This is a genomic window from Micromonospora sp. NPDC047793, assembly GCF_040642635.1.
Classification (GTDB): Bacteria; Actinomycetota; Actinomycetes; order Mycobacteriales; family Micromonosporaceae; genus Micromonospora.
The window spans coordinates 631,259-657,715 of the sequence record NZ_JBEYSG010000002.1 but is presented as its reverse complement, the minus strand read 5'-3'; the positions used below and the strand labels follow the sequence as shown (position 1 = coordinate 657,715).

Annotated in this window: 27 protein-coding genes; 13 read left to right on the top strand and 14 right to left on the bottom strand. The window is 70.2% G+C overall.

Annotated elements, in window-relative coordinates; translation table 11 throughout:
- Nucleotides 1–28 precede the first annotated feature (28 nt).
- Nucleotides 29–1,069 (top strand): DMT family transporter, encoded by a 1,041-nt coding sequence (locus ABZ738_RS07410; protein WP_254877028.1) that lies wholly within the window; start codon nucleotides 29–31, stop codon nucleotides 1,067–1,069.
- Here ABZ738_RS07410 and ABZ738_RS07405 read toward each other — a convergent pair.
- The 5 genes from ABZ738_RS07405 to ABZ738_RS07385 form a co-directional block, all read right to left on the bottom strand.
- The gene (locus ABZ738_RS07405) at nucleotides 999–1,652 is read right to left on the bottom strand and encodes a rhomboid family intramembrane serine protease (protein ID WP_131053575.1); all 654 of its coding nucleotides are present in this window, start codon (nucleotides 1,650–1,652) and stop codon (nucleotides 999–1,001) included. The two genes, ABZ738_RS07410 and ABZ738_RS07405, sit on opposite strands and share 71 nt — an antisense overlap.
- Nucleotides 1,653–1,767: 115 nt before the next feature.
- Nucleotides 1,768–2,451: a lytic transglycosylase domain-containing protein gene (locus ABZ738_RS07400; RefSeq protein WP_131053574.1), complete on the bottom strand. Its 684-nt coding sequence runs from the start codon at nucleotides 2,449–2,451 to the stop codon at nucleotides 1,768–1,770.
- A gap of 292 nt (nucleotides 2,452–2,743) precedes the next feature.
- Nucleotides 2,744–4,159, bottom strand: coding sequence for a PhoH family protein (locus ABZ738_RS07395; RefSeq protein WP_131053573.1), 1,416 nt, complete (start codon nucleotides 4,157–4,159; stop codon nucleotides 2,744–2,746).
- Between the two features lie 281 nt (nucleotides 4,160–4,440).
- On the bottom strand, nucleotides 4,441–4,773 hold the full coding sequence (locus tag ABZ738_RS07390; RefSeq protein WP_131053572.1) for a hypothetical protein: 333 nt from the start codon (nucleotides 4,771–4,773) through the stop codon (nucleotides 4,441–4,443).
- A gap of 28 nt (nucleotides 4,774–4,801) precedes the next feature.
- Complete coding sequence (locus ABZ738_RS07385; protein ID WP_131053571.1) at nucleotides 4,802–5,146, bottom strand: hypothetical protein; 345 nt, start codon at nucleotides 5,144–5,146, stop codon at nucleotides 4,802–4,804.
- A gap of 264 nt (nucleotides 5,147–5,410) precedes the next feature.
- Here ABZ738_RS07385 and ABZ738_RS07380 point away from each other — a divergent pair, with 264 nt between their 5' ends.
- The 3 genes from ABZ738_RS07380 to otsB all read left to right on the top strand — a co-directional run bounded on the left by ABZ738_RS07380 (nucleotide 5,411) and on the right by otsB (nucleotide 7,277).
- A complete protein-coding gene (locus ABZ738_RS07380) occupies nucleotides 5,411–5,851 on the top strand; it encodes a helix-turn-helix transcriptional regulator (RefSeq protein WP_131053570.1) in 441 nt (146 codons plus the stop codon).
- A 159-nt stretch (nucleotides 5,852–6,010) separates the two neighbouring features.
- Nucleotides 6,011–6,364 (top strand): hypothetical protein, encoded by a 354-nt coding sequence (locus ABZ738_RS07375; protein WP_131053569.1) that lies wholly within the window; start codon nucleotides 6,011–6,013, stop codon nucleotides 6,362–6,364.
- 88 nt (nucleotides 6,365–6,452) lie between these two features.
- Nucleotides 6,453–7,277, top strand: coding sequence for a trehalose-phosphatase (gene otsB / locus ABZ738_RS07370; RefSeq protein ID WP_131053568.1), 825 nt, complete (start codon nucleotides 6,453–6,455; stop codon nucleotides 7,275–7,277).
- Between the two features lie 37 nt (nucleotides 7,278–7,314).
- Here the strand turns inward: otsB and ABZ738_RS07365 are convergent, their stop codons facing one another.
- The 3 genes from ABZ738_RS07365 to ABZ738_RS07355 all read right to left on the bottom strand — a co-directional run bounded on the left by ABZ738_RS07365 (nucleotide 7,315) and on the right by ABZ738_RS07355 (nucleotide 11,151).
- A complete protein-coding gene (locus tag ABZ738_RS07365) occupies nucleotides 7,315–8,085 on the bottom strand; it encodes an isoprenyl transferase (protein WP_131053567.1) in 771 nt (256 codons plus the stop codon).
- A 323-nt stretch (nucleotides 8,086–8,408) separates the two neighbouring features.
- Entirely contained in the window at nucleotides 8,409–9,269 is an 861-nt protein-coding gene (locus tag ABZ738_RS07360; protein ID WP_357211703.1) for a hypothetical protein, read from the bottom strand.
- 31 nt (nucleotides 9,270–9,300) lie between these two features.
- Nucleotides 9,301–11,151, bottom strand: a complete 1,851-nt coding sequence (locus tag ABZ738_RS07355; protein ID WP_131053565.1) for a phosphoenolpyruvate carboxykinase (GTP) — start codon at nucleotides 11,149–11,151, stop codon at nucleotides 9,301–9,303.
- Nucleotides 11,152–11,577: 426 nt separating this feature from the next.
- Here ABZ738_RS07355 and ABZ738_RS07350 point away from each other — a divergent pair, with 426 nt between their 5' ends.
- Both ABZ738_RS07350 and ABZ738_RS07345 read left to right on the top strand, forming a co-directional pair.
- Nucleotides 11,578–12,105 carry a GtrA family protein gene (locus ABZ738_RS07350; protein ID WP_131053576.1) on the top strand — a complete coding sequence of 176 codons (528 nt, stop codon included), beginning with the start codon at nucleotides 11,578–11,580 and terminating at the stop codon, nucleotides 12,103–12,105.
- 101 nt (nucleotides 12,106–12,206) lie between these two features.
- Nucleotides 12,207–12,926 (top strand): GtrA family protein, encoded by a 720-nt coding sequence (locus ABZ738_RS07345; RefSeq protein WP_131053564.1) that lies wholly within the window; start codon nucleotides 12,207–12,209, stop codon nucleotides 12,924–12,926.
- Between the two features lie 80 nt (nucleotides 12,927–13,006).
- Here ABZ738_RS07345 and ABZ738_RS07340 read toward each other — a convergent pair whose 3' ends face one another.
- Together ABZ738_RS07340 and ABZ738_RS07335 are read right to left on the bottom strand one after the other, a co-directional pair.
- The gene (locus ABZ738_RS07340) at nucleotides 13,007–13,567 is read right to left on the bottom strand and encodes a PH domain-containing protein (RefSeq protein WP_176092564.1); all 561 of its coding nucleotides are present in this window, start codon (nucleotides 13,565–13,567) and stop codon (nucleotides 13,007–13,009) included.
- 117 nt (nucleotides 13,568–13,684) lie between these two features.
- Complete coding sequence (locus ABZ738_RS07335; protein WP_176092563.1) at nucleotides 13,685–14,560, bottom strand: biotin--[acetyl-CoA-carboxylase] ligase; 876 nt, start codon at nucleotides 14,558–14,560, stop codon at nucleotides 13,685–13,687.
- Nucleotides 14,561–14,634: 74 nt separating this feature from the next.
- On the opposite strand from ABZ738_RS07335, the gene ABZ738_RS07330 reads away from it, so the two are divergent.
- Nucleotides 14,635–16,218 carry an acyl-CoA carboxylase subunit beta gene (locus ABZ738_RS07330; protein ID WP_131053111.1) on the top strand — a complete coding sequence of 528 codons (1,584 nt, stop codon included), beginning with the start codon at nucleotides 14,635–14,637 and terminating at the stop codon, nucleotides 16,216–16,218.
- 87 nt (nucleotides 16,219–16,305) lie between these two features.
- Here the strand turns inward: ABZ738_RS07330 and ABZ738_RS07325 are convergent, their stop codons facing one another.
- Nucleotides 16,306–17,052 carry a M50 family metallopeptidase gene (locus tag ABZ738_RS07325; protein WP_357211699.1) on the bottom strand — a complete coding sequence of 249 codons (747 nt, stop codon included), beginning with the start codon at nucleotides 17,050–17,052 and terminating at the stop codon, nucleotides 16,306–16,308.
- Nucleotides 17,053–17,237: 185 nt separating this feature from the next.
- Here ABZ738_RS07325 and ABZ738_RS07320 point away from each other — a divergent pair, with 185 nt between their 5' ends.
- Complete coding sequence (locus ABZ738_RS07320; RefSeq protein WP_176092561.1) at nucleotides 17,238–17,993, top strand: GH25 family lysozyme; 756 nt, start codon at nucleotides 17,238–17,240, stop codon at nucleotides 17,991–17,993.
- 80 nt (nucleotides 17,994–18,073) lie between these two features.
- Here ABZ738_RS07320 and ABZ738_RS07315 read toward each other — a convergent pair whose 3' ends face one another.
- Nucleotides 18,074–18,253: a hypothetical protein gene (locus ABZ738_RS07315; RefSeq protein ID WP_131053114.1), complete on the bottom strand. Its 180-nt coding sequence runs from the start codon at nucleotides 18,251–18,253 to the stop codon at nucleotides 18,074–18,076.
- A 145-nt stretch (nucleotides 18,254–18,398) separates the two neighbouring features.
- Nucleotides 18,399–20,774, bottom strand: a complete 2,376-nt coding sequence (locus ABZ738_RS07310; protein WP_131053115.1) for a serine/threonine-protein kinase — start codon at nucleotides 20,772–20,774, stop codon at nucleotides 18,399–18,401.
- 92 nt (nucleotides 20,775–20,866) lie between these two features.
- On the opposite strand from ABZ738_RS07310, the gene ABZ738_RS07305 reads away from it, so the two are divergent.
- From ABZ738_RS07305 to ABZ738_RS07285, 5 genes are all read left to right on the top strand, one after another.
- Nucleotides 20,867–21,079 carry an acyl-CoA carboxylase subunit epsilon gene (locus tag ABZ738_RS07305; RefSeq protein ID WP_131053116.1) on the top strand — a complete coding sequence of 71 codons (213 nt, stop codon included), beginning with the start codon at nucleotides 20,867–20,869 and terminating at the stop codon, nucleotides 21,077–21,079.
- 101 nt (nucleotides 21,080–21,180) lie between these two features.
- Nucleotides 21,181–21,642, top strand: a complete 462-nt coding sequence (locus tag ABZ738_RS07300; RefSeq protein WP_131053117.1) for a hypothetical protein — start codon at nucleotides 21,181–21,183, stop codon at nucleotides 21,640–21,642.
- A gap of 1,381 nt (nucleotides 21,643–23,023) precedes the next feature.
- Nucleotides 23,024–24,154, top strand: a complete 1,131-nt coding sequence (gene mycP, locus ABZ738_RS07295; RefSeq protein WP_357211695.1) for a type VII secretion-associated serine protease mycosin — start codon at nucleotides 23,024–23,026, stop codon at nucleotides 24,152–24,154.
- Between the two features lie 37 nt (nucleotides 24,155–24,191).
- A complete protein-coding gene (locus ABZ738_RS07290) occupies nucleotides 24,192–24,848 on the top strand; it encodes a nucleoside triphosphate pyrophosphatase (protein ID WP_357211694.1) in 657 nt (218 codons plus the stop codon).
- A gap of 9 nt (nucleotides 24,849–24,857) precedes the next feature.
- Nucleotides 24,858–25,511: an O-methyltransferase gene (locus ABZ738_RS07285; RefSeq protein WP_176092559.1), complete on the top strand. Its 654-nt coding sequence runs from the start codon at nucleotides 24,858–24,860 to the stop codon at nucleotides 25,509–25,511.
- A gap of 179 nt (nucleotides 25,512–25,690) precedes the next feature.
- On the opposite strand, the gene ABZ738_RS07280 is transcribed toward ABZ738_RS07285, so the two are convergent.
- Nucleotides 25,691–26,446 carry an ABC transporter permease gene (locus tag ABZ738_RS07280; RefSeq protein WP_176092558.1) on the bottom strand — a complete coding sequence of 252 codons (756 nt, stop codon included), beginning with the start codon at nucleotides 26,444–26,446 and terminating at the stop codon, nucleotides 25,691–25,693.
- Nucleotides 26,447–26,457: the final 11 nt, after the last annotated feature.

Sequence of the window (26,457 nt, the reverse complement as noted above, 5' to 3'; positions counted from 1 at the left end):
TCAGGGCGCGACGGCGACCGGGCCGACGGTGTCGGCCGGTCGGCGGGCCGGTGCCGTGGCGCTGGGAGCCGTCGCCGGGGTCGCCGTCGCCACCCAGTCGCGGATCAACGGCGAGCTGGGCGTACGGCTCGACGACGGGGTCGCCGCCGCGTTGGTCTCGTTCGGCCTGGGGCTGCTGGTGCTGGTGGTGCTCGGCGTCGCCACCGGGAACGGGCGTCGGGGCCTGACCGCGCTGCGCGCCGCGCTCGGCACCGGCAGGTTGCGGCTCTGGCAGTGCCTCGGCGGGGTCTGCGGAGCGTTCCTCGTCTTCACCCAGAGCGCCACCGTCGGTACGCTCGGCGTCGCCGTGTTCACCGTGGCGGTGGTCGCCGGACAGTCCGGCAGCAGTCTCGTCGTGGACCGGGCCGGGGTCGGCCCGAGCGGGCCGCAGCCGGTGACCCTCGCCCGGCTCGCCGGTGCGGTCCTCACCGTGGCCGCGGTGCTGTTGGCCGTCGGAGATCGGCTGGCCGAACCGGCCACCATCGGTCTGGCCCTGCTGCCGCTGCTGGCCGGCGTCGGGGTGGCCTGGCAGCAGGCGGTGAACGGGCGGGTCCGCGAGGCCACCCGGAGCACGGTGACCGCCACGCTGGTCAACTTCGCCGTCGGTACGGCCGCCCTGCTGGCCGTCTTCGTGGTCAGCCTCGCCGTACGCGGTGTGCCCGCCGGTGACCTGCCCGCCGAGCCGTGGCTCTATCTGGGCGGGCCGATCGGGGTGACCTTCATCGCGGTGGCGGCGGCGGTGGTCCGCCTCACCGGCGTGCTGCTGCTCGGCCTGGCCACCGTCGCCGGTCAGGTCGTCGGCGCGGTGCTGCTGGACGTGCTGCTTCCCTCCGCGCAGACCCGCCCGGCGACGAGTACGGTGCTCGGCGCGGCGCTGACGCTGGTGGCGGTGGCGGTCGCCGCGCTCGGTGGCCGGATCGGCGCGGCCGCTCGGGCCCGGCGGCGTGACGGCGACGGGGTCAGGGCATCGTCATCGGGGACTCGGAGCGGTACGGCCCGTCGAGGTCGGTCCGGCGACGCCGGAAGATGATCGCGGCCACGATGCCGCCGAGCAGCCCGAACAGGTGTCCCTGCCAGGAGATCCGCTCGTCGGTGGGCAGGACGCCGACCAACTGGCCGCCGTAGAGGAGGCCGACCAACAGGAAGACGGCGAAGTTCCACCAGCTCCGCTCGAAGATGCCCCGGGTCAGCAGGATGCCGAGGTAGCCGAAGATGACACCGCTGGCGCCCACCACGATCGTGTTGGGCGAGCCGGTGAACCACACACCCAGCCCGCTGACCAGCACGATCACCAGGGTCGACCAGAGGAACCGGCGGGCGCCCGCGGCCAGCACGAAGGTGCCGAGCAGGATCAGCGGGATGCTGTTGCTGTAGAGGTGGTCGAAGCCGTGGTGCAGGAACGGTGAGAAGAAGACGCCGTCCAGCCCGTCGATGCGCTGCGGGATGATGCCGGCGGCGGCGTCGAAGCCGGCGCCGAGCCACTGGTCGAGACCCTCGATCAGGAAGAGGACCGGCACCACCGCGCACATGGCGACGAAAGCCCGGCCGATGGAGGCGTAGAACGCATCGGTGCCGAACCGGTGGGGGTCGCCGCTTCCGGGCTGCAGGGTCACCCGTCAAGAGCTATCAGCAATCGCGGGCAGCCGCCACTTTTCGCCCACCACCGGGGACGAAGACGGCGGTACGCGAGTGCCGCGTACCGCCGTCGTCAAGGTGCTCAGGTGGGACTCAGTAGTAGCCCGAACTCTGCGACTTCGCCCACGCGCCGCAGGGATTGCTGTACCGGCCCTTGATGTAACCGAGCCCCCAGGTGATCTGGGTGGCCGGGTTGGTCTGCCAGTCGGCGCCGACCGAGGCCATCTTGTTGCCCGGGTACGCCTGTGGGATGCCGTAGGCGCCGGAGGAGGGGTTGCGGGCCTTGTGGTTCCAGCCGCTCTCCTTGTTCCACAGCTTGTCGAGGCAGGGGAACTGGTCGATATTGAATCCTGCGTCGATCATCATGGCGCAACCGATCTTGCGGTTGCCGCCGTACTCCGCGCAGGAGGCGGGGATCGGGCCGTCGTACGGCCGGGAGGCGGCACGCGCCGCGGCCTCTTCTCGGGCCCTCCGCTCCTGCTCGGCCTTCTTCTTGCGCGCTGCCTCTTCGGCCTTGCGGGCCTTCTCGGCGGCGGCACGGGCCCGCTTCCTGGTCTCGGTGGCCTGTTCCCGAGCGGCGCGAACCTGACGGGAGACCCGCTGCGACTCCTGTCGGTACTCGACGTCGATCTCGGTGACACTTCCGGCCACCTGCGCGCCTGGGCCCTGGCGCTGAGACTGGCGGTCCTCGCTGAGGTAGAAACCGCCGGCCACGCCCATGCTCAGCAGCGCTACGGCTGTGGCGCGGGCGGTGAACCGGCTCCATGGCCGACTCACGTGGTGATCCCTTCGTCGGGGTCAGGGACGCGGCGTGACCACGGCCATACCGGGCCGAGGCGTGCCGCGAGCGCCCGCCACCGGTGAGGCCGGTGGCCGAAGACGCACCCCGTCCGCTTCCCGGCGAATCGGCCGACCCCCTCGTGGAGTGACGAACGATCACCAACGATGCGTCAGGTGCGTGGGCGCCCGCTGGACACCATCGCGCACGGTGAGGCTGATGGGAAACCGCCAGCCTCGATTGTGACATGGGTCACGGCAAATAACAGCTCTAAAACGCCCTAAGCGGGCATCATTGGGGGACATCCTCCAACAGGTCGGTCACCATGGCGGCGATCGGAGATCGCTCCGATCGGCTGAGCGTGACGTGCGCGAACAGGTGATGACCCTTGAGTGCCTCGATCACGGCGGTGACGCCGTCGTGCCGACCCACCCGCAGGTTGTCCCGCTGCGCGACGTCGTGCGTCAGCACCACCCGGGAGCCCTGGCCGATCCGGGACAGCACGGTCAACAGGACGCCCCGCTCCAACGACTGCGCCTCGTCCACGATGACGAACGCGTCGTGCAGGCTCCGACCCCGGATGTGGGTCAGCGGCAGCACCTCGAGCAGCCCCCGGGAGGTGACCTCCTCCAGGACGTTCTCGTGCACCACCGCGCCGAGCGTGTCGAAGACCGCCTGCGCCCAGGGCGACATCTTCTCCGACTCCGACCCCGGCAGGTAGCCCAGTTCCTGGCCGCCGACGGCGTACAGGGGGCGGAAGACGATCACCTTCTTGTGCCGGCGACGCTCCATCACCGCCTCCAACCCGGCGCAGAGCGCCAGCGCGGACTTGCCGGTGCCGGCCCGGCCGCCGAGCGAGACGATGCCGATCGACTCGTCGAGCAACAGGTCCAAGGCGATCCGCTGCTCCGCCGAGCGCCCGTGCACCCCGAACGCCTCCCGGTCGCCGCGCACCAGCCGTACGGTCTTGTCCGGCAACACCCGGGCGAGCGCCGAGCCCCGGGCGGAGTGCAGCACCAGACCGGTGTGGCAGGGCAGGCCGGCGGCGGCGTCCACGTCGATGGTCTCGCCGCCGTAGAGCCGGGAGATGTCCTCCTCGCCCAACTCCAGCTCCGCCATCCCGGTCCAGGTCGGGTCGCTCGCCTGGCCGTGCCGGTACTCGTCGGCCCGCAGCCCGACCGAGGCGGCCTTGACCCGCAACGGCATGTCCTTGCTGACCAGTGTCACCTCCCGCCCCTCGGCGGCGAGGTTCAACGCGACGGAGAGGATCCGGGCGTCGTTGGACTCGTTGCGGAAACCGGGCGGCAGCACCCCGTCGTCGGTGTGGTTCAGCTCCACCCGCAGCGTGCCGCCGACGTCGTTGGCGGGTATCGGCCGGTCCAGCCGGCCGTGGCGTACCCGCAACTCGTCCAGCGTGCGCAGCGACTGTCGGGCGAACCAGCCCAGCTCGGGATGGTGTCGTTTGCCCTCCAGCTCGGAGATCACCACCAGCGGCAGCACCACCTCGTGCTCGGCGAAGCGGTGGAACGCCGCCGGGTCGCTGAGTAGCACGGAGGTGTCCAGGACGAAGGATTGGCCCGCTGGTCGGGGCTCCCTGGTGTCCGCCGACCCGGCCGCGGCGGTCCGGCGGCTACGGGTGGTGCGGCGAGTCGTGGCAGTCGAGGCCGGGCTCTGGTCGGCACCGGGGGTAGTACGGCGAGTCGTCACAGGCCTGCTCCGGCGGATGGGCACCCGGCCACCCGCGGTCCGCCTCCTCCGGTGCCCGGCTGACACGGGGTCGGATGCGGGCCCCGTGTGCGAGGTCGCAGGCCGGGCGGGCCGGCTGGCTCGGGACAATCCCGCGCCATGCCTAGACGCTAGCCGCCCGCACCCGTCCCGGCTAGTGGCCTTTCGTTAACTGCTGGTGCCACCGGCGGATCAGGCGGCGGACCGGCCGGGATGCATGCCCCCTGCGCGCATCCCGGCCGGTGGACCCACCGTCACCGGACTCAGCCGGTCCGCCGGACCAGGGTGCTGGTCGGGTGCCGCCCCACGACCGAGGCGGCCGGCTCCGTGAACGACGATCCGGTGTACGTGGTGCCGGGTCGGACCACCCCGGCGGAGACCCGCTTGGCGGGCGCGGTCACCGCGAGTGCGGTGGCGATGGCCGCCTGCGCGTCCCGACGACGCCGGTTCCACGCTCCCCGGTCACCGTCGAAGTACCCCTGGCGGTAGCCGAAGCGGTAGCCGATCCGGTAGCTGAGCTGCCCGTGCAGCCGACCGGCGGCATAGCTCGTGGCGGCCAGCACCAGGACGAGGAAGATCGCGAGGAACGGGCTCATCCGGCGGCCCCGGTTCCTCGCCCGATCGTCATTTCTCCTCCGGTTCGACCGTGGTGGGGTCGGCGATCAGCAACCGGTCGAGATCGTCGGTGCCGATCTCCTCGACCAGCTCGACGCTGATCCGGCAGCCGTCCACCACCACCTCGGCCACCGAGGAGCGGCGGATCTCCCCGCCGGCGTCGTAGACCCGGACGCTGAGTTCCGGGCAGCCGAGGTGGGTACGCCAGGCGTTCCACTCGGCCCGGTCACCGACGGACAGCGACAGGTAGCGACAGCCCCGGGCGAGATAGAGCCGCCACGGCGCGATCAGGCCGGCGGCGACGCCCTCCGCGATCAGACCGAATGCCTGGGCACGGGTCGCGAGTTCGGTCACCACTCCCCCCTTGCACCGAGCGCGTGACGCAGCTGAGCACCTATCGTCTCATTCACGTGACACACCGTAGGTTGTCCCATGGGCGTGACAGTATCAGCTTTTCGTTTGTTTGCCTCGACCCCCACGGACATCTATCCTGCCCAGGTGACACCCCTCAAGAACAGCACTTCATCCCGAATTGCCAGGCCAGGATCAGCGTCACGCAAGCGTGACAAAGGCGTGCCCGGGACTTCTCATGAGGCGCATTCGCCGTACGGTCACCACGTGACCGAGACGGCCAACGCGCGGAAGATCGCCTTCGCCACCTTCGTCCGACGCGCCATCGATGAGGCCCGGGCCACCCGGGCGTGGAGCGGCACCGAGGTCTCCCGACGCACCGGCGTCTCACGCCAGACCATCAACCGCTGGGTCCGCGGCGACTGGGCCAGCGACCCGGAGGCGGAACGGGTGGTCGCGTTCTGCGAGGGGCTCGGGCTCGACCCGGCTGCGGCCTTCGCGGCGCTCGGCTGGGACCGTACGGCGTCGCGCCGGTCCGCCCCGCCGCCACCGCCGATGGACCCCGACGTCGAGGCGCTCCTGCGTCGACTGGTCGACCCGGAGGTCTCCGACGCGGAGAAGTTCCACATTAGAGAAACCATTCGTTATCTCGCATATCGCCCGACCCTGCCGGCCGGTGTCCGAAAACGAGGCGACGCCGCCAGTTAGTTCCTCAGATGGCGAAAGAACGGCAGGTCAGCCTCATTCGTTTCGCTACGGGGTCGGAACGGGCGCGCTAGCGTCCGTATTCGTACTGCTTGGGCTCGTCGTCGGCGGGGGGACGGGACAAGGCCGAACCCAGCCCTGCGGGACAGAAGGGGGTCTGTCATGACCCTGAAATGGATGGCGGTCGTGGTCGCGACGGTCTCGTTGACGCTCTGCGTCACCGGGAACGCGGTCACCCTGGCTCTGAACGGCGGGCAGCTTCCCCTGCTCGTGAACCTTCTCGCGCTCACCACCGCGGCCACCGCGATCGTCCTGGCCGTCCTCGCCGAGCTGCACGACCGGCTCGACGACCGGCTCACCGCGCTCACCGAGTTCCTGGTCGAGCGGCTCCGGGACATCGAGGCCCACACCGGCGACCGGAACACCGGTTTCGTGGAGGGCTACCTGCTCAGCCACGGCCAGGAAGCGGCCGTGGTGCCCTTCGTACGTCGGGGCCGGGGAGCCGCCGAACGCTGACCCCGCGCGCCGAACGCTGACCCCGCCCGACGACCGCGCCGGCTCCACGCCAGGAATGACCGGCCGAAGCCGGGGTACGCTGACGCGCGTGCCGCCGTTGAATCTGGGCAACCAGCCGCCGAAGACCCCGTTGAACGCCGACCAGGCCTGGCAGACAACCGCCGACCGGGCAGCCGAGACCATCCTCTTCTTCGACTTCGACGGCACACTCGCGCCAGTGGCCGACGATCCCACGCAGGTGCAACCCGCGCCGAAGGTGCTGGCCGCGATCGAGACACTCGCCCCGGTCGTCCGGCGGATCGCAATCGTCTCCGCGCGTCCGGTGGAGTTCCTGCGCGAGCACTTCGGCGGGCTCACCGGCGTCGACCTCTACGGGCTCTACGGCCTGGAGCACAGCCACTCGGGCGGCGAGACCGTCACCGAGCCGGCCGCGCTGCCCTGGGTGCCGACCATGGCCGAACTCGCCGACCTGGCCCGTGCCGAGCTGCCGCCGGGTGCCCTCGTCGAGTACAAGCGGCTCTCCGTGGCGCTGCACTGGCGTACCGCCCCGCAGTTGGCCGCCACCATCGAGGAGTGGGGTCGCGCGCAGGCCGAGCGCCTCGGCCTGCGGTTGCAGGTCGGGCGGATGGTGCTGGAGGTCAAGCCGCCGGTCGACCGGGACAAGGGCATGGTGATCGGCGAGCTGGTGCAGGGCGTCGGCGGTGCCTGGTATTTCGGCGACGACGTCTCCGACATCAAGGCCTTCGCCGCGTTGCGGGCCCGCGCCGCCGCCGACCCCGACTTCCTGGGCGTCTGCGTCGCGGTGGCCAACCCGGAGACCGGTGACGAGGTCGCCGAGGCCGCCGACCTCACCATCGACTCCCCCGCCGCGCTGGGCGACTTCCTCACCGAGGCCACGCACCACCTCACCTGAGGCGGTACGGCGGTGTCGCCTCAGGCCGATGCGACGGTCAGACGCCGTAGCGGCGCTGGCGGGTGGCGTACGAGCGCAGGGCGCGGAGGAAGTCGACGCGACGGAAGTCCGGCCAGTTGAGTTCGCAGAAATAGAACTCCGAGTGCGCCGACTGCCAGAGCATGAAGCCCGACATGCGCTGCTCGCCGCTGGTCCGGATGATCAGATCCGGGTCCGGCAGCCCCCGGGTGTAGAGGTGCTCGGAGATGTCGTCGACGTCCAGCGAGCCGGCCAGGTCCTCCAGCGTGCCGCCGTTGGCCGCCTGCTCCAGCAGCAGTGAGCGCACCGCGTCGATGATCTCCCGCCGGCCGCCGTACCCGACCGCGATGTTGACCTGGGCGCCGCCGCCGCGCTCCCGGGTGCGCTCCTCGGCTGCCTTGAGCGCGGCGGCATGCTGCGCGGGGAGCACGTCCAGTGCCCCGACCATCCGCAGCCGCCACGGGTTGCCCTGCTCGGCCAGCTCGGTCGTCAGGTCCTCGATGATCTGGAGCAGCGGGTCGAGCTGCTCCGCCGGCCGCGACAGGTTGTCGGTGGAGAGCAGCCAGAGCGTCACGTGCCCGACGCCGGCGGCGTCGCACCACCGCAGCAGCTCCTTGATGCGCTCGGCGCCCATCCGGTGCCCGTCGTTGGGGTCGACGAGCCCCATCTCCCGGGCCCACCTGCGGTTGCCGTCGCACATCACACCCACGTGCTGGGGCACGGGACGGCCCGCGAGCTTGGCGGTCAACCGCCGCTCGTAGACGGAGTAGAGAATTTTCCGCAGAGTCATCACCTTGCAGGGTAGCGAGCCCCCACCCGGATCCGGGTGCCGGTGGCCGACACCACGCCGTGGCCCTTCCGTACCGCCCCCGCACCCCGCCCACCACCTGCGCCGACGCCGCTACCACGCCGTCGCCGCGCCTCTCCCACGGGCTGTCACGTGGGTTGCCGGTCACCCCCGGAGCGCCCTTTGCTCTGCTTCACCCCACGCACCGAAAACGCATGAATTCTGTTGCGTCGGTTGAAGCAGAGCAAAGGGCCCGAGCAACACCTCCCATCCGGCCCGCCGACACGCCGGGCGCGGAGGTAGTCGGGTGCGGACGCGCGGCGGGATCAGGCCGGGGACGCCGGGGTGGAGACTCGGGCGGCCCGGCGCACGCCGTAGACGGCGAGGACGGCGGCGGCGACCAGTGGGGCGCCGTCCCGGACCAGACCGTCGACGCCGAGCAGCCACCAGCACAGCGGCAGGTCGACCGCGAGTACGGCGACGCTGACCACCACGAGCAGGGTGCCCGCCCAGCGTTTGCCCCGCAGCAGGAAGGCCGTGCAGAACAGCACCAGGTAGCTGGTCGCGATGCCGGCGCCCAGCCAGAACAGCACCGCCGGCACGGCGATCAGTCGACCGTCGACGATCCCGGCGGTGGCGACCAGGGCGGGCACCAGCATCAGCGGGCTGTAGGTGAACGCGGCGACCCGGCTGGTCAGCAGCCAGGCGTTCGTCTCCGGCCGGCGCGGCGGTGTCTCCCGCCAGGAGATGCCGGACCGGTCGATCACCAGCCGGGACCGGTGTCGCACCAGGTGCCCGGCGATCGCCGGGGACCGGTACAGCAGCCAGACCACGGTCGCGCAGAGCGCGGTGAGCAGGGCGAAGCCGAGCAGGCCCGGCAGGGACGGCACGCCCTGCCGGGGCACGATCAGCCGGCCCACCGCGAAGACCGTGGTGATCGCCAGGATCAGGCCGAGCGGGCGGGCCACCGTCCGGCCCCGGCGCACGTGGCCGATCAGCAGCAGGAAGCCGAACGAGCGCAGCATCGCCCAACCGGTACGCACCGCCAGGCCGAAGCCCTGCTCCGGCGCGTACCACCAGTTGAGCACCTCGACCACGACGGTGGCCGCAGCGGTCACGGCGAGCAGTGCGGTCAGCGCCCGGACGGCGGACGGCCGCCGGACCTCGGTCTCGGCGGCCGTCCTCATGAGATCCGATGATGCCCGGATCCGGCGTCGATCACACCCCGCGCTGCGGTTGCTCCGCGTCGAGTCGGGCGCGCAGAGCGTCCAGCTCCGCCCAGAGGACACCGGGCAGCTTGTCGCCGAACTTCTCGAACCACTCGGTGACCAGCGGCAACTCGTCGCGCCACTCCGCCGGGTCGACCTTCAGCGCGATCCGGACGTCCTCCGGCGTCATGTCCAGGCCGTCGACGTCGAGCGCGTCCGGCGTCGGGACCATGCCGATCGGCGTCTCCACGGCCTCGGCGCGACCCTCGATCCGCTCGATGACCCACTTGAGCACGCGGGAGTTCTCGCCGAAGCCGGGCCAGAGGAAGTTGCCCTCCGGGTCCTTGCGGAACCAGTTGACGTAGTAGACGCGGGGCAGCTTCGACTCGTCGCCGTCGGTGCCCTTGCCCATCTCGATCCAGTGCCGGAAGTAGTCACCGGCGTGGTAGCCGATGAACGGCAGCATGGCCATCGGGTCACGCCGCACCACGCCCACCGCACCGGAGGCGGCGGCGGTGGTCTCCGAGGAGAGCGTGGCCCCCATGTAGACGCCGTGCACCCAGTCCCGCGCCTCGGTCACCAGCGGGACGGTGTCCCGCCGCCGGCCACCGAACAGGATGGCGTCGATCGGGACGCCGTTCGGGTCGAAGTAGTCGTCGGCGAGGATCGGGCACTGGGTGATCGGCGTGCAGAACCGGCTGTTCGCGTGTGAGGAGAGGTTCTCGCTCTCCGGCGTCCAGTCGTTGCCCTTCCAGTCGATCAGGTGCGCCGGCGGCTCGCCGAGGCCCTCCCACCAGATGTCGCCGTCGTCGGTCAGGGCGACGTTGGTGAAGACGGAGTTGCCCTGCTCCAGCGTCCGCATCGCGTTGGCGTTGGTCTTCCAGTCCGTGCCGGGCGCGACGCCGAACAACCCGTACTCGGGGTTGACCGCGTAGAGCCGGCCGTCCGGACCGAAGCGCATCCAGGCGATGTCGTCGCCGATCGTCTCGACCTTCCAGCCCGGGATGGTCGGCTCCAGCATGGCCAGGTTGGTCTTGCCGCAGGCGGACGGGAACGCACCCGCGATGTGGTAGACCCGACCCTCCGGCGAGGTGATCTTGAGGATCAGCATGTGCTCGGCGAGCCAGCCCTCGTCCCGCCCCATCACGCTGGCGATCCGCAGCGAGTAGCACTTCTTGCCGAGCAGCGAGTTGCCGCCGTACCCGGAGCCGTACGACCAGATCTCCCGGCTCTCCGGGAAGTGCGAGATGTACTTGGTCTCGTTGCACGGCCAGGCGACGTCCTGCTGACCCGGCGCGAGCGGCGCGCCGATCGAGTGCAGCGCGCGGACGAAGTCCGCGTCGTCGCCCATCGCCTCCAGGATCCTGGCGCCCATCCGGGTCATGATCCGCATGGACGCGACCACGTACGGGCTGTCGGTGATCTCGACACCGAACATGGGCTTCTCGGCCTCGACCGGGCCCATGACGAACGGGATGACGTACATCGTCCGTCCGCGCATCGAACCGCGGTAGAGCGGGGTCATGGTCCGCTTCATCTCAGCGGGGGCCATCCAGTTGTTGGTGGGCCCGGCATCCGCTTCGTCCGCGGAGCAGATGAAGGTGCGCTCCTCGACCCGCGCGACATCCGTCGGGTCCGTACGGGCGTAGAACGAGTTTGGTTTCTTCTCGGGGTTCAACCGGATGAGCGTGCCGGCATCGACGAGTTCGTCGGTGAGGCGACGCCATTCCTGATCGGAGCCGTCCACCCAGACGATTTGCTCAGGGGTGGTCAGTTCAGCGACCTCACGGACCCAGGCGAGAAGTTTGGGATGGGACGTCGGGGCCTGATCGATTCCCCTGACGGTGGCCGGAGCAACCATGACACATCTCCTTGTGGTCGACGCTGACCGGTCTATGGAGTGCACGAGTCTCGGCGCCGCGATGCGTCGCCTTCGTGGAAACATGGGATTGGGCTCAGCGTAAACCGATGTACAGCCCCAGTCAGTGGTACTGGTTGTGAAGAACTGCACAAGGTGCGGCCACGCTGCGGCATCACGAGCCTTTACCCGCTTTCACGCGCAGTTTCACGCAAATCCTGCGGCGGACCTCAGGTCAACGGCGCTACGCCAAAGAGTCACAGGTCACTTTTCGACCTCGTGAGCGGAAGTGCGAAACAACACCGAATCGCAGCCGTCCGGTTACGCTCCGTTCGTGCCTGTCCGTACCACCGCCCCGGCGGGCCCCGGTGGCCGTTGCTACCCGATCGCGACCCCGGCAACCGGTACGCTCGCTTCGTGGCCGCCACAATGACCGGGGAGCCAGGCTCCCCGCAGACCCGCACGGGTCTGGTCCACTCCCTGGTCGACCGGTTCGGTCACCTCGTGCGGGAGATGAGCAAGTTCGCGACCGTGGGCGGCATCGCCTTCGTCATCGACTTCGCCCTGTTCAACTACCTGATCGGGCCGCAGAACGTCGAGCAGGTCACCGCCAAGACCATCGCCACGGTGATCGCGGCGACCTTCGCCTTCCTGGGCAACCGGTTCTGGACCTGGCGGCACCGCAAGCGCTCCAACCCGGCCCGCGAGTACGCGCTGTTCTTCTTCTTCAACGCGGTGGGCCTGGGCATCGCGGTGGGGTGCCTGGCCATCAGCAGGTACGGGCTGGGCAGCATCTGGCCGGAGATCTTCCAGACCCGCCTGGCCGACAACATCGCCAGCTTCGTCGTCGGCACCGGGCTCGGGACGCTGTTCCGTTTCTGGTCGTACCGACGGTTCGTCTTCGTCGAAGCGGGAACCCCGACCGGTGCGGAAGCGGACCCGGACCGGGACGCGTGACCTGCCGCCTCCGGTCCCGTCAGAGCCACCTGGTCCCGTCACAGTCAGCCGGTCCCGTCCGAAGCCAGCCGTACCCCGCCCACTGCCCTAAGGTGTTGCCCATGCCTCTCGTCCGTCTGCTGCCTGAGCGCTGGCAGAAGTTCATCCACGAGGCTCTCAAGTTCGGCCTGGTCGGCGGCGTCAACACGGTCATCAACTACGCCGTGTTCAACGCGCTCGCACTCACCGTCTTCGTCGATGGGCAGTTGAAGGCGACGGTCGTGGCCACCGTGGTGGCGACGATCACGTCATATCTGATGAATCGACACTGGACGTATCGCGATCGGCCCAAGTCGGCCATGCAGCGCGAATACGCCCTGTTCTTCCTCTTCAACGGCGTGGGTCTGCTGATCGAGCTGGGCGTGCTGGCAGCCGCCAAATACGGGCTGGGCGTCACCGGCCTGCTGGCCCTGAACGTCGCCAAGACGGTTGGTGTGCTGCTGGCGACACTCTTCCGCTTCTGGTCGTACCGCACGTTCGTCTTCCAGCCCGCACCGGCGGTCGAGCCCACCCAGACCACCTGGGCCGGGCTGCCCCGCGACGAGTGGGACACGATGGCCGGGATGGACCCGGTCGCCGAACTCGCCGAGGCCATGACGGAGCTGGAGGAGGAGGAGCCACCGGCCACTCCGCCACCAGTGCCGCCGCCGCTGGCGGTGCAGCCCCGGCCGACGCCGACGGCCCCGCAGGCCGAGCTGGCGGGGTTGGACAAGGAACTGGAGGAGGAGTTGGCCGCCCAACTCCAGCCGGCTCCCGCGCCGCGCCGGTTCCGGCGCCGCTGACCCGGACGACGAAAACGCCCGCCGGCACTCGCCGACGGGCGTTTCCCATGCCGTCCGGTCGTGGACCGGGTGGGGCAGCCTCAGAGGCCGCCACCCTTGGTGTCCCGTTCGGCGAGGATCTCGCGCAGTTCGCCGTCGCCGAGCGAGTGCTTGTCGTGGAAGGCCTCGACCAGCTCGTAGAGCTTCGTCTGCACCCGGTCCACCTTCGGCACGTCGGGAAGCACGGACTGGCCGCGTTCGCCGGCCGACTCGATGGTGAGCGTGCCGTAGCCGAGCAGCCGGCCGACGAACTGCTGGTTCATGGAGTGGTCGTTGACCCGGCTGAGCGGGATGTCCCGCCGCTCGCGGGAGAAGACGCCGTGCTGGAGCACCACCCGCTCGTTGGTGAACAGGAAGTGCGTGGTGCGCCAACCGATCCACGGCCAGACGGTCAGCACCAGTACGGCCAGCAACGCCAGGCCGCCGATCACGGCGAGCGTGATCGAGCCGCCCCCACCGGCGGGCAGGAACAGCACACCGACCGCCACCGCGGCGATGGCGAACACCAGCACCACGACCGGACGGACCATGGTCTTCCAGTGCGGATGCAGGTGCAGCACGACATGCTCGTCTTCGGTGAGCACGTCCTCGGGGAACGCCACGGAAACCTCCTCGCAGGAACGGACGCGCAGACCGTAACCCCCCAGTGCCACCCCCTCACATCCGCCACGCGGCCGACCTCGGCGGCGTACCCCGCCGACGATTCGGCCCGGCCGGGGTCAGCGCAGGTGGAGGACGTCGGCGGCGGCCAGGGAGCGTTCCCCGGCGGCGGTGGTGACCAGAAGCCGACCGTCGAGGTCGACCCCGGTGGCGGTGCCGGTGAGCTCCGTGCCGTCGGGCAGGAAGGCCCGCACCTCGCGGCCCACGGTCCCGCACACCGCCAGGTACGCGTCCCGCAGGCCGCAGGCGGCCGCGTCCCCACCGGCGGCACGCCAGCGGGCGTACCAGTCGGCGACCGCCCGGAGCAGTGCCCGCAGCAGGGGGTCCCGGTCGGTGGCCACCGCACCGGCCAGTTGCAGGGAGGTGGCCGGCAGTCCGGTCGGATGTTCCGGCAGCTCGTCGGCGCGCAGCGTGACGTTCAACCCGACACCGAGCACGATCGCGGGCGGATCCTCCGGACCCGGTCCGGGCACCGCCTCGGCGAGGATCCCGGCGCACTTGGCGTCCCCGAGCAGCAGGTCGTTGGGCCACTTGAGGGTGGCGTCCAGTTCCGCCAACAGAGTCACCGCCTCGACCAGCGCGACACCGGCCAACAGCGGCAGCCAGCCGTACCCGGACGGTGGTGCCGGCGACCAGGCACGGTCCGGCACGGCCTGGCCGGGCCGCAGCAGCACGCTGGTCGCGATGCCCGCGCGCGGCGGTGACTGCCAGGCCCGCCCCCGCCGCCCCCGCCCGGCGCTCTGCCGCTCGGCGACCACGACGAGGCCCTCCGGCTCCCCCGTCCGGGCCGCCTCGACGACGTCGGCGTTCGTGGAACCGGTCTCGGCCCTCAGATCCAGACGCGTCCACGGGCCGTACGGCGCCACCAGCGCCCGGCGCAACCGGGTCGCCGACAGCGGCGGACGATCGAGGTCGGTGTACGGCGAATCCGGCATCCGGCCAGCCTACGGGCCACGGGTGAGGCGAACTGCACAGCGGCGGCGACCTGAACCATCGTTATATTCCCAGGGTGACTACCGAGACCGGGACCAACATCCACAGCACCGCGGGCAAGCTGGCGGACCTGGCACGACGGGTCGACGAGGCAGTGAACGCCGGGTCGGCCCGCGCGGTCGAGAAACAGCACGCGCGAGGCAAGAAGACCGCCCGGGAGCGGATCGAGATGCTGCTCGACGAGGGCTCCTTCGTCGAGCTGGACGAGTTCGCCCGGCACCGGTCCACCAACTTCGGCCTGGACCGCTCCCGCCCGTACGGCGACGGCGTGATCACCGGCTACGGCACCGTCGACGGCCGGCAGATCTGTGTCTTCGCCCAGGACTTCACGGTCTTCGGCGGCTCCCTCGGCGAGGTCTTCGGGCAGAAGATCGTCAAGGTGATGGACCTGGCCATGAAGATCGGCTGCCCGGTCGTCGGCATCAACGACTCCGGCGGCGCCCGCATCCAGGAGGGGGTGGTGTCGCTCGGCCTCTACGGCGAGATCTTCTTCCGCAACGTACGCGCCAGCGGCGTCATCCCGCAGATCTCGCTCATCATGGGCCCGTGCGCCGGTGGGGCGGTCTACTCCCCGGCGGTCACCGACTTCACCGTCATGGTCGACCAGACCTCGCACATGTTCATCACCGGCCCGGACGTGATCAAGACGGTCACCGGCGAGGACGTGGGCATGGAGGACCTCGGCGGGGCGCGCACCCACAACACCCGCAGCGGCAACGCCCACTACCTCGCCTCCGACGAGTCCGACGCGGTCGACTACGTCAAGGCGCTGCTGTCCCACCTGCCCGCCAACAACCTGGACGAGCCGCCGGTCTTCGACGCCCCGGCGGAGCTGACCGTCACCGACGCCGACCGGGAGCTGGACACCCTCGTCCCCGACTCGGCCAACCAGCCGTACGACATGCACCGGGTGCTCGAACACGTCCTCGACGACGGGGAGTTCCTGGAGGTCCAGCCGCTCTACGCGCAGAACATCGTGGTCGGCTTCGGGCGGGTCGAGGGGCGTCCGGTGGGCGTGGTCGCCAACCAGCCGATGCACTTCGCCGGCACGCTGGACATCGCGGCCAGCGAGAAGGCGGCCCGGTTCGTGCGTACCTGCGACGCCTTCAACATCCCGGTGCTGACCTTCGTGGACGTACCCGGGTTCCTGCCCGGCACCGGTCAGGAGTGGGACGGCATCATCCGCCGGGGCGCCAAGCTCATCTACGCGTACGCCGAGGCCACCGTGCCGAAGGTCACCGTGATCACCCGCAAGGCGTACGGCGGCGCGTACGACGTGATGGGTTCCAAGCACCTGGGCGCGGACCTCAACTTCGCCTGGCCGACCGCGCAGATCGCGGTGATGGGCGCCCAGGGCGCGGTGAACATCCTCTACCGCCAGGAACTGGCCGCCGCCGAGGACCCGGCCGCGGTCCGGGCCGAGAAGATCGCCGAGTACGAGGACACCCTGGCCAACCCGTACGTCGCGGCCGAACGCGGGTACGTGGACGCGGTCATCCCGCCGCACGAGACGCGGCTCCAGATCGTCCGTGCCCTGCGGGTGCTGCGCACCAAGCGCGAGACGCTCCCGCCCAAGAAGCACGGCAACATCCCGCTGTAGGGGTTGCGTGCAAGGAGGGGTCCCCTGCTAACGCCTGGCGTATAGCAGGGGACCCCTCCTAACAACTGCGCCGCACACCGGCGTAGCTCACCAGAAGGCGATGCCGGCGTCGGTCAGCAGCGGCCCGGCCAGCATCCGGCCGCCCACCACCAGCACGACGACGTTGACGATGCCGAAGAGCAGCACCCAGAAGAACGGCGGCAGCGGCGTGATGCCCGCCAACTGGTCGGCGTCGGAGGCCGGCATCCCGCGCCGGGTGCGCAGCCGCTGCAACTCCACCACCGGGCGTACGCCGCCGAGCAGCAGGAACCACACGCCGGTCCAGGCGAAGGCGGCCTGCACCTGAGGGCTGGCGTACCAGGAGATCGCGAGCACCGCACCACAGGTGACCACCAGCGTCAGCGCCCCGTACACGTTGCGGATCATGATCAGCATCGCCAGCAGCAGGACCACCGCGAGCCAGAGCAGCAGCGTGATCCGGTTTCCGGCGAGCAGCCACGCCCCGCCCAGACCGACCAGCGGCGGGGCCAGATAGCCGGCGAGCAGGGTGAGCACCATGCCCGGTCCGGTGGGACGCCCGGCCGAGAGCGTGAGGCCCGAGGTGTCCGAGTGCAGCCGGATGCCGTGCAGCTTGCGTCCGGTGAGTACGGCCGCCAACGCGTGACCGCCCTCGTGCGCGATGGTGATCGCGTTGCGGGCGATCCGCCACGGCATCCGGGTGGAGACCACCACCAGCGCGACCAGGCCGGTCAGCAGCACCAGCAGCGGGGGCGGGTCGGGCTGCGCGCCGAGCAGACGGTCCCAGAACGCGGTCATGCCCTCGATCGACACCATGGGGCGGCAGCCTACGCCCGCAGGGCACGAAGGTCCCAGGGCGGGCTGTCTCGTTCCGGTGCCGGCCGGGACACCCGTCCGTGGTCGACCCGTACCGTATTGAAAGTTTTCTTAGTATCTCTTGCCTTGGCGGGCATTCACCTTCAAAGATGTCTGTCTATCGACAGTCGTCTCAGGAGGACGCCATGGGTCGGACCAGACCAACGCTGCGCCGGCTGACCGCCGCCGCGCTCACCGTACTCGCGACCGCTGCTGCCGGGCTCGTCGCCACCGCGACCCCCGCCGCGGCGGCCACCGTGCCCGGCATCGACGTCTCGCGCTACCAGGGCACCATCAACTGGACGAGCGTCCGCAACGCGGGCATCCAGTTCGCCTTCATCAAGGCCACCGAGGGTACGAGCTACAAGGACCCGAACTTCAACACGAACTACGTCAACGCGTACAACGCCGGGGTGATCCGGGGCGCGTACCACTTCGCCCGGCCGAACATCTCCTCCGGCGCCGTTCAGGCGAACTACCTGGCCTCCAACGGCGGTGCGTGGTCGGCCGACAGCCGTACGCTCCCCGCCGCGCTGGACCTGGAGGCGAACCCGTACAGCGGCGGCTACTGCTACGGCCTGAGCACCACCGGCATGCGCAACTGGGTGCAGGACTTCCTGAACACCTACCGCTCGCGTACCGGTCGCTACGCGGTCATCTACACCACCACCAGCTTCTGGAACCAGTGCACCGGCAGTTGGACCGGCCCATGGACCAACCACCCGGTCTGGGTCGCCCGCTGGTCCTCCTCGGTCGGCGCGCTGCCGGCCGGCGCCCCGGTCTGGAGCTTCTGGCAGTACACCGACTCGGGCAGCGTCGCCGGCATCAGTGGCGCGGTCGACCGCAACTACTGGAACGGCGACCGGAACCGGCTGATCGCCCTGGCCAACAACACCGCCTGACACACGTCACGACGGCGGGTCGACGTCCACCGAGTGGATTCGGGACGTCGGCCCGCCGCCGTGGCGTGACCACCGCCGGTTCAGGCCCGCCGTCGCGCGGCGAGTGCCACGGGTACGCCGACACCGCCGTGCCGGGCCACCGTGCCCCGACGGGTGACGGCCCACCCCACGTACGCGGCCCCGGCGAGCGTCACGACGCTCAGCAACGTGGCCAGCAGTGCGACTCCGAAGGTGACGAACAGTAGTACGCCGACACCCACCACTGCGCTCGTCCACAGTGTCAGTCGGGTTCGGGCATCCCTTGGTCGGTAACCCATCTCGGGCCTCCCTTCCGTCCTTCGAGATCAGGTACCCCGAACGACGGACGGTCATGCCTCGTCTCGACCGCCCTGCTGTCGGCGGACCTCAGTCCTGACGGTCCGGCACGAACTCGCGGAACGCCGTCTCGAAGTTCGGCAACTGCGCGTCCCACTCGCTGTTCGGCACCTCCCAGCGCAGGGCGAAGCCCCGGTTGCTGGCGGTGACGAAGCCCCGGTTGCGTACCCGCAGCTCGACCCCGTTGCGGGTCTGGTTCCAGTCCCAGTCAGCGCAGGTCCGCCACTTGCAGTCGATCGTCGAGATGTCGATGAACCGGTAGTTCTGCACGCCACGGACGTTCTTCCGACCCGGTTCGAGCTGCCGCCAGGTGGCCGCCGCGTCCCGCTGCGGCGACGAGGTGCGGTCGATGGTCAGCTCGCTGACGCCGTTCGGGTCGCGGTACTTGACCCAGGTGGAGCCGGAACTGCGCCGCCAGCCCTCCGGCACCGGCACCTTGAAGCCCACCGGGTCGTTCCGCAACGTCCAGCCCTCGGGCAGGCCACCGGCGGCGCTCTCGGACGGGGTGGGTGACGGGGACGCCGACGGGGAGGCGCTGGGCGGTGCGGCAGAGGTCGGTGGTGGCGCGGCCGGCTCCGAGGTCGGCGGTGCGGACGACTCGGACGTGCCGGCCGTGTCCTGCGGGGTGTCGCCGCCGTCGCCGTCACCGCTGGTGAGCAGCGGAACCGCCACCACCAGGCCGACGAGCAGCAGCGCGACCAGTGCGCCGACCAGCACGGCACGGCGGGTGCGCTCGGAACGGAGTTGGCCGGTCTTGAAGACGGAACCCCGAGCCGGTGCCGCCGGGCTCACCGGTGCCGACGGCATCAACGAGGTCGAGGCGGGCGCGACGGGGGTGGCGGCCGCCGTGGGAGCCGGTGGGCCGACCCGACGGGTCGGCTCGCCCGAGCCGGGCCGGTCGGTCGTCGCGCTCGCGTCGGCCTGCGCCTTCGCCTCCACAGCGGGACCGTCGACCTTGGTGACGTCGGCCGAGGCAGCGGCTGCTCCGCTGGTCGCGGCAGCCCGCACGGTCGCGTCGGATCCGTCCGGCGTCGTCGGCGTACCGGCCGGGGCGGTGTCCCCGCCGTCCTGGGCCGCCGGGGCGTCGTCGCGGCCGGTCGCGGTCTCCGTGGTCGACCCGCCGGAGTCGGCCCCGGAATCCGTCGCGGACGATGCCGCGTCCGCACCTGACGTCAGCCCCGCACCGGCGGCACCGGCAGCGGTCGACGCCGCGTCCACCTTCGTCGTCGGGTCCGCGTCCTGACCGGCGTCGACCTTCGCGGTCAGGTCGGCGTCCATCTTCGTGGTCGGATCGGCGTCCGCGCCGGTGGGAGCCGCGACCTTCGCCGTCGGCGCGGCGTCGGAGACCGGCGGCTTTCCGGCCGTCGCACCGGAGCCAGACGGACCGGAGGTGGTCGCGCCGGCTGCGGCGGCACCCGCCGCGAGCGGACCCACGGCCGAGGGCGTACGGGGCACGGGCGGAGTCACCGGCGCGGTGGGCTGCTCCCCCGACGGGCGGGGCGCGGGCACCATCGGCTGACGCGGTTCACGCGGCCCGTTCGGCCCCGGCCGGCGCACACCGTCGAGCAGCGAGATGCCCCGACTCCGCTTACCGCTGGCCCGGCGCAGCATCCGCTCGGCCGACTCGGCGGTGATCCGCTCCTCGGGGTCCTTGCGCAGCAGCCCGGCGAGCACCTGCTTGAGCGGTCCGGCGTTACGGGCCGGCGGCACCGGTTCGGTGGCGAGCGCGGCCAGGGTGCTGATCGCCGACGGTCGGGCGAACGGTGACTTGCCCTCCACGGCGGCGTAGAGCGTGGCACCCAGCGACCAGAGGTCCGCCTCCGGACCGGTGGTGCCGTCCCGGGCACGCTCGGGCGAGATGTACGCCGGGGAGCCGAGCACCATGCCGGTGCGCGTGACGTTCGGGTCGCCGGGGATCGTGGCCAGGCCGAAGTCGGTCAGCACCACCCGACCGTCGGTGCCGAGCAGCACGTTGCCGGGCTTGACGTCGCGGTGCATGATGCCGGCCTTGTGCGCCGCCTTCAGGGCGTTGAGCACGCCCAGCCCGATCTGCACCGCCTGGGCCGCCGGCACCGGCCCGTCCTCGGCGAGGGTGTCCTGCAACGAACGGGACGCGACGTACTCCATCACGATCCACGGGTCACCGTCGGTGCGGAGCACGTCGAAGATGCGTACCACGTTGATGTTGTTGAGGCGGGCGATGGCGCGCGCCTCCCGCAGCGAGCGTTCGCGCATCTCGCGGCGCTCCTCGTTGGTCAGGCCCGGCGGCGGGACCAACTCCTTGATGGCGACGTCACGGTGCAGCACCTCGTCGCGCGCCTTCCATACCCGGCCCATGCCGCCCTGACCGAGCGGCGAGAGGAGCCGGTACCGGTCGGCGACGAGTTGGGGGGAAGGCTCAGACATCGCTGAGACGGTACCCGCCACCCCCGACGCTCACACCGTCGGCACGCCACTGTGTGCCGGAGGTCGAGCTCACAGCGCGTACGCTGGGGTGCATGTCTGTCGAGGAGCCGCTGTTCCGGGTCGTCCGCGGCGTGCCGACCGCCGAGGAACTGGCCGCGCTGGTGGGCGCGATCGTCGTCCGCTCCCGCCCGGCCCCCGTCGCCGCCACCACCCCGGTCTCGGTCTGGGCCCGCAGCGGCCGACCGGCCGGTGCCACACTGCTCCCGGGAAGCGGCGCCTGGCGCGCCTCCGGTCTGCCCCGCTGACGCGGATCGGCGAGGCTGTCGACGGCGACCGGGGCTGCCGGGGAGGCGTCCAAGGATTAGCCTCACAGAGGGGAACCGGGCCGTTACAGTTTGGAGGGCCGATGATCCCTGAGGATGATCGACAGGCGTCCTGGTCAGGCGGCCACCGTGGCGTCGAGGCGGACCTCCGCCAGATGCGGGAATTCGCCGACACGCTCCGCGCCGAGGTGGACGGCAACTACACGCCCCACCTGCCGCGCATCGCGGACGACATGCTGACCCGGGTGCCGAATCCGGCCGACGCCTTCATCGAGCTGGTGCAGTTCATGCGGGCCCACTGGGAGACACAGCAGGCCACGACGAACGCCGTCTGGGGCCTCGGCCACACCACCGGCCACCTGGCGCGCGCCGCCAGACAGGTGGCCGACCGGTACGCCGACACCGACGCCTTCTCCGCAGCCCGCGTCGCCGACGTCCAGCAGGCGCTCGGGCAGCCGGGAGACGTACCCGCCCAGCCCACACCCTCACCGTCGCTGACCAATCCGACCGGCCCCGACAACGACGGGTCGGTGGTGCTGCCGTGAGGGACCCGGGAGTCGGCCGCAGCGGAGGCCTCACCGACTGGTACCTGATGAGCGTCGCCGACATGTGGGCCTGCCTCCAGGACCACGATCCCGACAACCACTGGCGGCACGTCGCCGGCTGGCGCAAGATCTCCGAGCTGGCCGACCAACACCTGCACCGCCTCCGGACGTACCGCCAGCGTCTCGCCCGGGCCTGGCCGCCCGACACCAACGAGGCCGCCCGCGCCTACCTCGCCGAGCTGGACGACCTGATCGCGCAGGTGCAGCGCACGCACGACGCCGCCAGCGCCAACCAGAGCGCGCTCACCGCCGCCACCCAGGCCATCACCAGCACCCGCACCGAACTCAAGAAGATCCACGACGAGTACGCGGACAAGCTCCGACAGAAGCGCGGATGGGAACAGACAGCCGCCGACCCGAAAGCCGTCGCCGGCAGCCGGAACAGCCGACCACCGGTGACCGATGCCGATCTGGAGCAGTTGAACGTCAGGGCGCGCGGCATCATGTACGGCCTGAGCAGCGACCTCCAACAGGCCCAAGTAACCCTCCGCCAGCCCCCGCCAGCAATACGAAGGCAACCTGCCAAGGATCAGCCAGAATCCGAGTTCGATGCAGGCGGCGGCACTCCCTTACCCGCCATTCCGCCCATTGTCCCAATGCCAGCAAACGTCAAAGTCACATCAGGCGACACTCAACTGCCCCGACTGTCGCAGTCGGCGACGACACCCGCAGCCGCTAACCCGGGTCCGGTGCTAGGCAACGCTAATCCGCCCCCTACTCCGGCAAACCCAACACCACCGTCCACGGCGCCAGCATCCTCCCCTGGCAGGGACGCACCGTCCATTCCATCGACGTCCTCTGTCACGCGACCTCTCGCCTCAGAGTCAAGGCAGGTGCAGCCTGGCCAAGCACAACGGCCGAAAACAGGCGCACCAAGCGTTACACCACGCCCAATGCCGCCAGGTGGAATTATCGGAGGGCCACCAGTTTTAGGCGTTGGCCAACCCGCCGCAGGAACCAACCATTCGCGCGGAGTGAACCCAATTGGCGGCGTGATTGGGGGCGGCGCAGCCGGCTCGGGCCCAACCGGCGGAGCCGGCTCTCGCCCCGGTGCGGGAAGAGGACTAGGTGCCGGCCATGCGTTTCCACCCTATGGCGGATCCCCACACTCGGGAGTCTCGATCGCGCGCGGGTTTCGCGGGTCGCCCGAACACCCCAGTCAACCCGGTCGCGATCCTAAGCACCCCCGCCACTGGGACCCAGAGAATCCTTGGGAAACTGATCAGGGCGTTAGCCCCATTGTAAGGCCACCCGACGACGACGGACCAATCGACCCAGGGCCAGCCATCGGCCTAAGTCGGTGAACTTAGACCATCGAGTTATGCGCATGGCTCTGCTATTGATCGCATTCACCGCACCGACACCCAGCCACGCGCTAGCCATTCCTTCAGAGCCGGACACCGTTCAGATACGCAAGCTGCAGGGCCATCTTGACTACCTTGGCGCAAAGAAGGCACATGCGACCAGCCAAGGAAAAGGAGTAGTAGTCGCTGTATTAGACACTGGCGTTGCACCGCACCCCGATCTGCGCAAAAACCTGCTTCCCGGTGCGGACATCGTGGCGGATAGCAACGGTGACGGTTGGCAGGATGTAGATGGCCACGGAACGGCCATGGCAGGCCTAATTGCTTCACATGGCCAATCCTCAGGTCGCGGCACACTCGGAATCGCACCTGAAGCCGAGATCCTTCCGGTCCGCTTCAAGTCGGCCGGACAGGAGGGCACAGCTCACGATCTGGCTCGCGCGATCGCTTATGCGGTCAACAACGGCGCCGACGTCATTAGCATCTCCTCCACCGGAGCTCCGGATATTCGACTTCAAAAGGCAGTTCAGTTAGCACAGCAGGCAGACGTTTTAATAGTGGCCGCTGCGGGGAACCTTCCAGAAGACGAGGCCGTAGGCTTTCCAGCGGCCTATCCAGATGTAGTCGCCGTGGGCGGAATCGACCAAGACGGCAAGCGATCTGCGATCTCGGTGTCCGGGGGCGAGATCGATGTCGTCGCGCCAGCGGTCGAGATCTACAGCACCAACTTTGACGGTGGATACCGGGTAGGAACAGGCACCTCGGGAGCTACGGCGATCGTGGCGGGGGCGGCGGCGTTGATTCGGGCCAAGTATCCGTATCTGCCGGCGGACGAGGTGGCGCACCGGTTGACGGCGACCGCGATCGACAAGGGGCCTCCCGGGCGCGACGACCAGTACGGCTACGGCGTGATCGATCTGGTGGCGGCGCTCACGGCAGACGTACCGCCGAGGGGTTTTGGGCCGAGCGGGTCGGCCACCCCTGGGCCGGGCACGACGCGGGCCGTGGGTCCTGAGGCCGATCAGGACGGTGCGGCCGTGCGAGGTCTGGTGACTCTGGCGGTGCTGCTGGCGGCCGGTGCCGGTGGGGTGTGGTGGGTCCGGCGGCGGCGACGGTCGGACGACCCGCCGCCACGCATCAGCCGCTGAGGGGTCTGGGCGGACGGTTGGCGGTACCGTCGTGCGCGTGTCTGATGTGCTTCCGCTCCGCCTCGTGCTCGCTTCGGCGAGCCCTGCCCGCCGTAAGACTCTGCAGGCCGCCGGCATCGAGCCGGACGTGCTGGTCAGTGGTGTCGACGAGAGTGTGGTGGTGACCGATCGGGCGGAGGATCTCTGCCTGGAGTTGGCCCGACTCAAGACGGAGGCGGTGCTGACCCGGCTGGCGCCCGGCGACGGTCAACGGACATTGGTGCTCGGCTGCGACTCGGTGCTCGCGTTCGACGGTGAGATCTTCGGCAAGCCCGACGACGCGGCAGACGCTACCCGACGGTGGGAGCGGATGCGGGGGCGCAGCGGAGTGCTGCACAGTGGCCACTGTCTCATCGACATCGTCAGTGGGCGTCGGGCCGAGGCCGTGGCCTCCACGGTGGTGCACTTCGCCGACATCAGTGACCGGGAGATCGCCACCTACGTGGCCACCGGCGAGCCGCTGGCGGTGGCCGGCGCGTTCACGATCGACGGGTTGGGCGGGGCGTTCGTGGAGCGGATCGAGGGTGATCCGGGCACGGTCGTCGGGTTGTCGATGCCGTTGCTGCGGCGGCTGCTCGACGAGCTGGACCTGCGGATTACCGATTTGTGGACGAAAGTGGCGCCCGGTAACCAGATCGTCGAGCCGCTCGGTTAGCGTCCGAACATGACGCTGAAGTCGATTCCGCTCACCGACGAGTTGCACGCGTACCTCGTCGCGCACGGCGCGCCACCGGACGAGATCGTCCGCGACCTGGCCGAGGAGACCCTCGCCCTCCTGCCGGAGCACGCCTCCATGCAGGTGGCGCCGGAGCAGGCCGCCTTCCTGACGTTCCTGACCCGCTTGCTCGGTGTCCGCAACGCGGTGGAGGTGGGCACGTTCACCGGTCTCTCCTCGTTGGCGATCGCCCGGGGCCTGACCGACGGCGGGCGCCTGACCTGCTTCGACATCTCCGAGGAGTACACCGGTATCGCGCGCCGGTACTGGGCGCGGGCCGGTGTCGACGACCGGGTCGAGCTGCGTATCGGCCCGGCCGGGGAGACGTTGCGGGAGTTGCCGCAGGAGCGGTATCTGGACTTCGCCTTCATCGACGCCGACAAGACCAGCTATCCGCTCTACTGGGACGAGTTGGTGCCCCGGATGCGGCCGGGTGGCGTGATCGCCGTGGACAACGTGCTGCGGCACGGACGGGTGGTGGCGCCGGAGAGCGAGGCGGACCGGGCCATCGCGGCGTTCAACGACGACGTCCTCGCCGACGTACGGGTCGACGCGGTGATGCTGCCGATCGCCGACGGCCTGACTCTCGCCCGCGTGCACTGACCGTTCACGCCGGCACCGGTCGCCTCCCCGGTTGGGGTACGCGGACCGGTGCCGGCGTCCGGATCGACGGTCGTCGGCCGTGCCGCTGAGTGTCGGTCGTGCCGCCGCTGGGTGAGCGGGGCGTTAACAGGGTGCCCGTGCTCTACCGCAGGCGTTAATAAGGTGCCCTTCCTTTCACGTCACCGGACGCTGCGGGCGAACTGGCGGGCCGCCCAATAGACGCCGGCGGCGGCGAGGATCGCGATGATGGTCAGCCCCTGCCAGACCCGGTCGTTGCCGATGTCGCCGTTGAACAGCGCGCGGGTGCCGTCCACCGCCCAGGAGAACGGATTCCACTTGGCGACGCCCTGCAACCAGCCGGGCGCGAAGGCGAGCGGGAGCAGAATGCCGGAGAGCAGCAGCACCGGCTGGGCGACCGTGTTCATCAGCGGAGCCAGCGCGTCCTCGCTCTTGACCTTGAGCGCGACGCCGTAGCTGACCGCCGACGTCATCAGCGCGATCAGGGCGAGCATCAGGTATGCCAGCAGCAGGTCGCCGATGAAGACCCGCAGGTCGAACAGGAGCGCCAGCAGGGTGATGATGACCGCCTGGACCATCAGCGACACCACGTCGCGCAGCGAGCGGCCGAGCAGCAGGGCGAGCCGGCTGACGGGGGTGACCCGGGAGCGTTCGATCACTCCGGCGCGCAGCTCGGCGATCAGGCCGAAGCCCTGGAACAGGCCGCCGAAGATGGCCAGCAGCACCAGCAGGCCGGGAACGAAGATCTTGTACGCCTCGGCCTGGGTCGGCGCGTTCAGCGCGGGCTTGAGCAGCGGGGCGAACAGGAGGAGATACATCACCGGCTGGAAGACGCCGACGAAGACCCACACGGGGTTGCGCAGCAGCAGGTGGAACTGCCGCTGGAAGATCAGCCAGGTGTCGCGGGCGAGCTTCATGGGACTTTCTC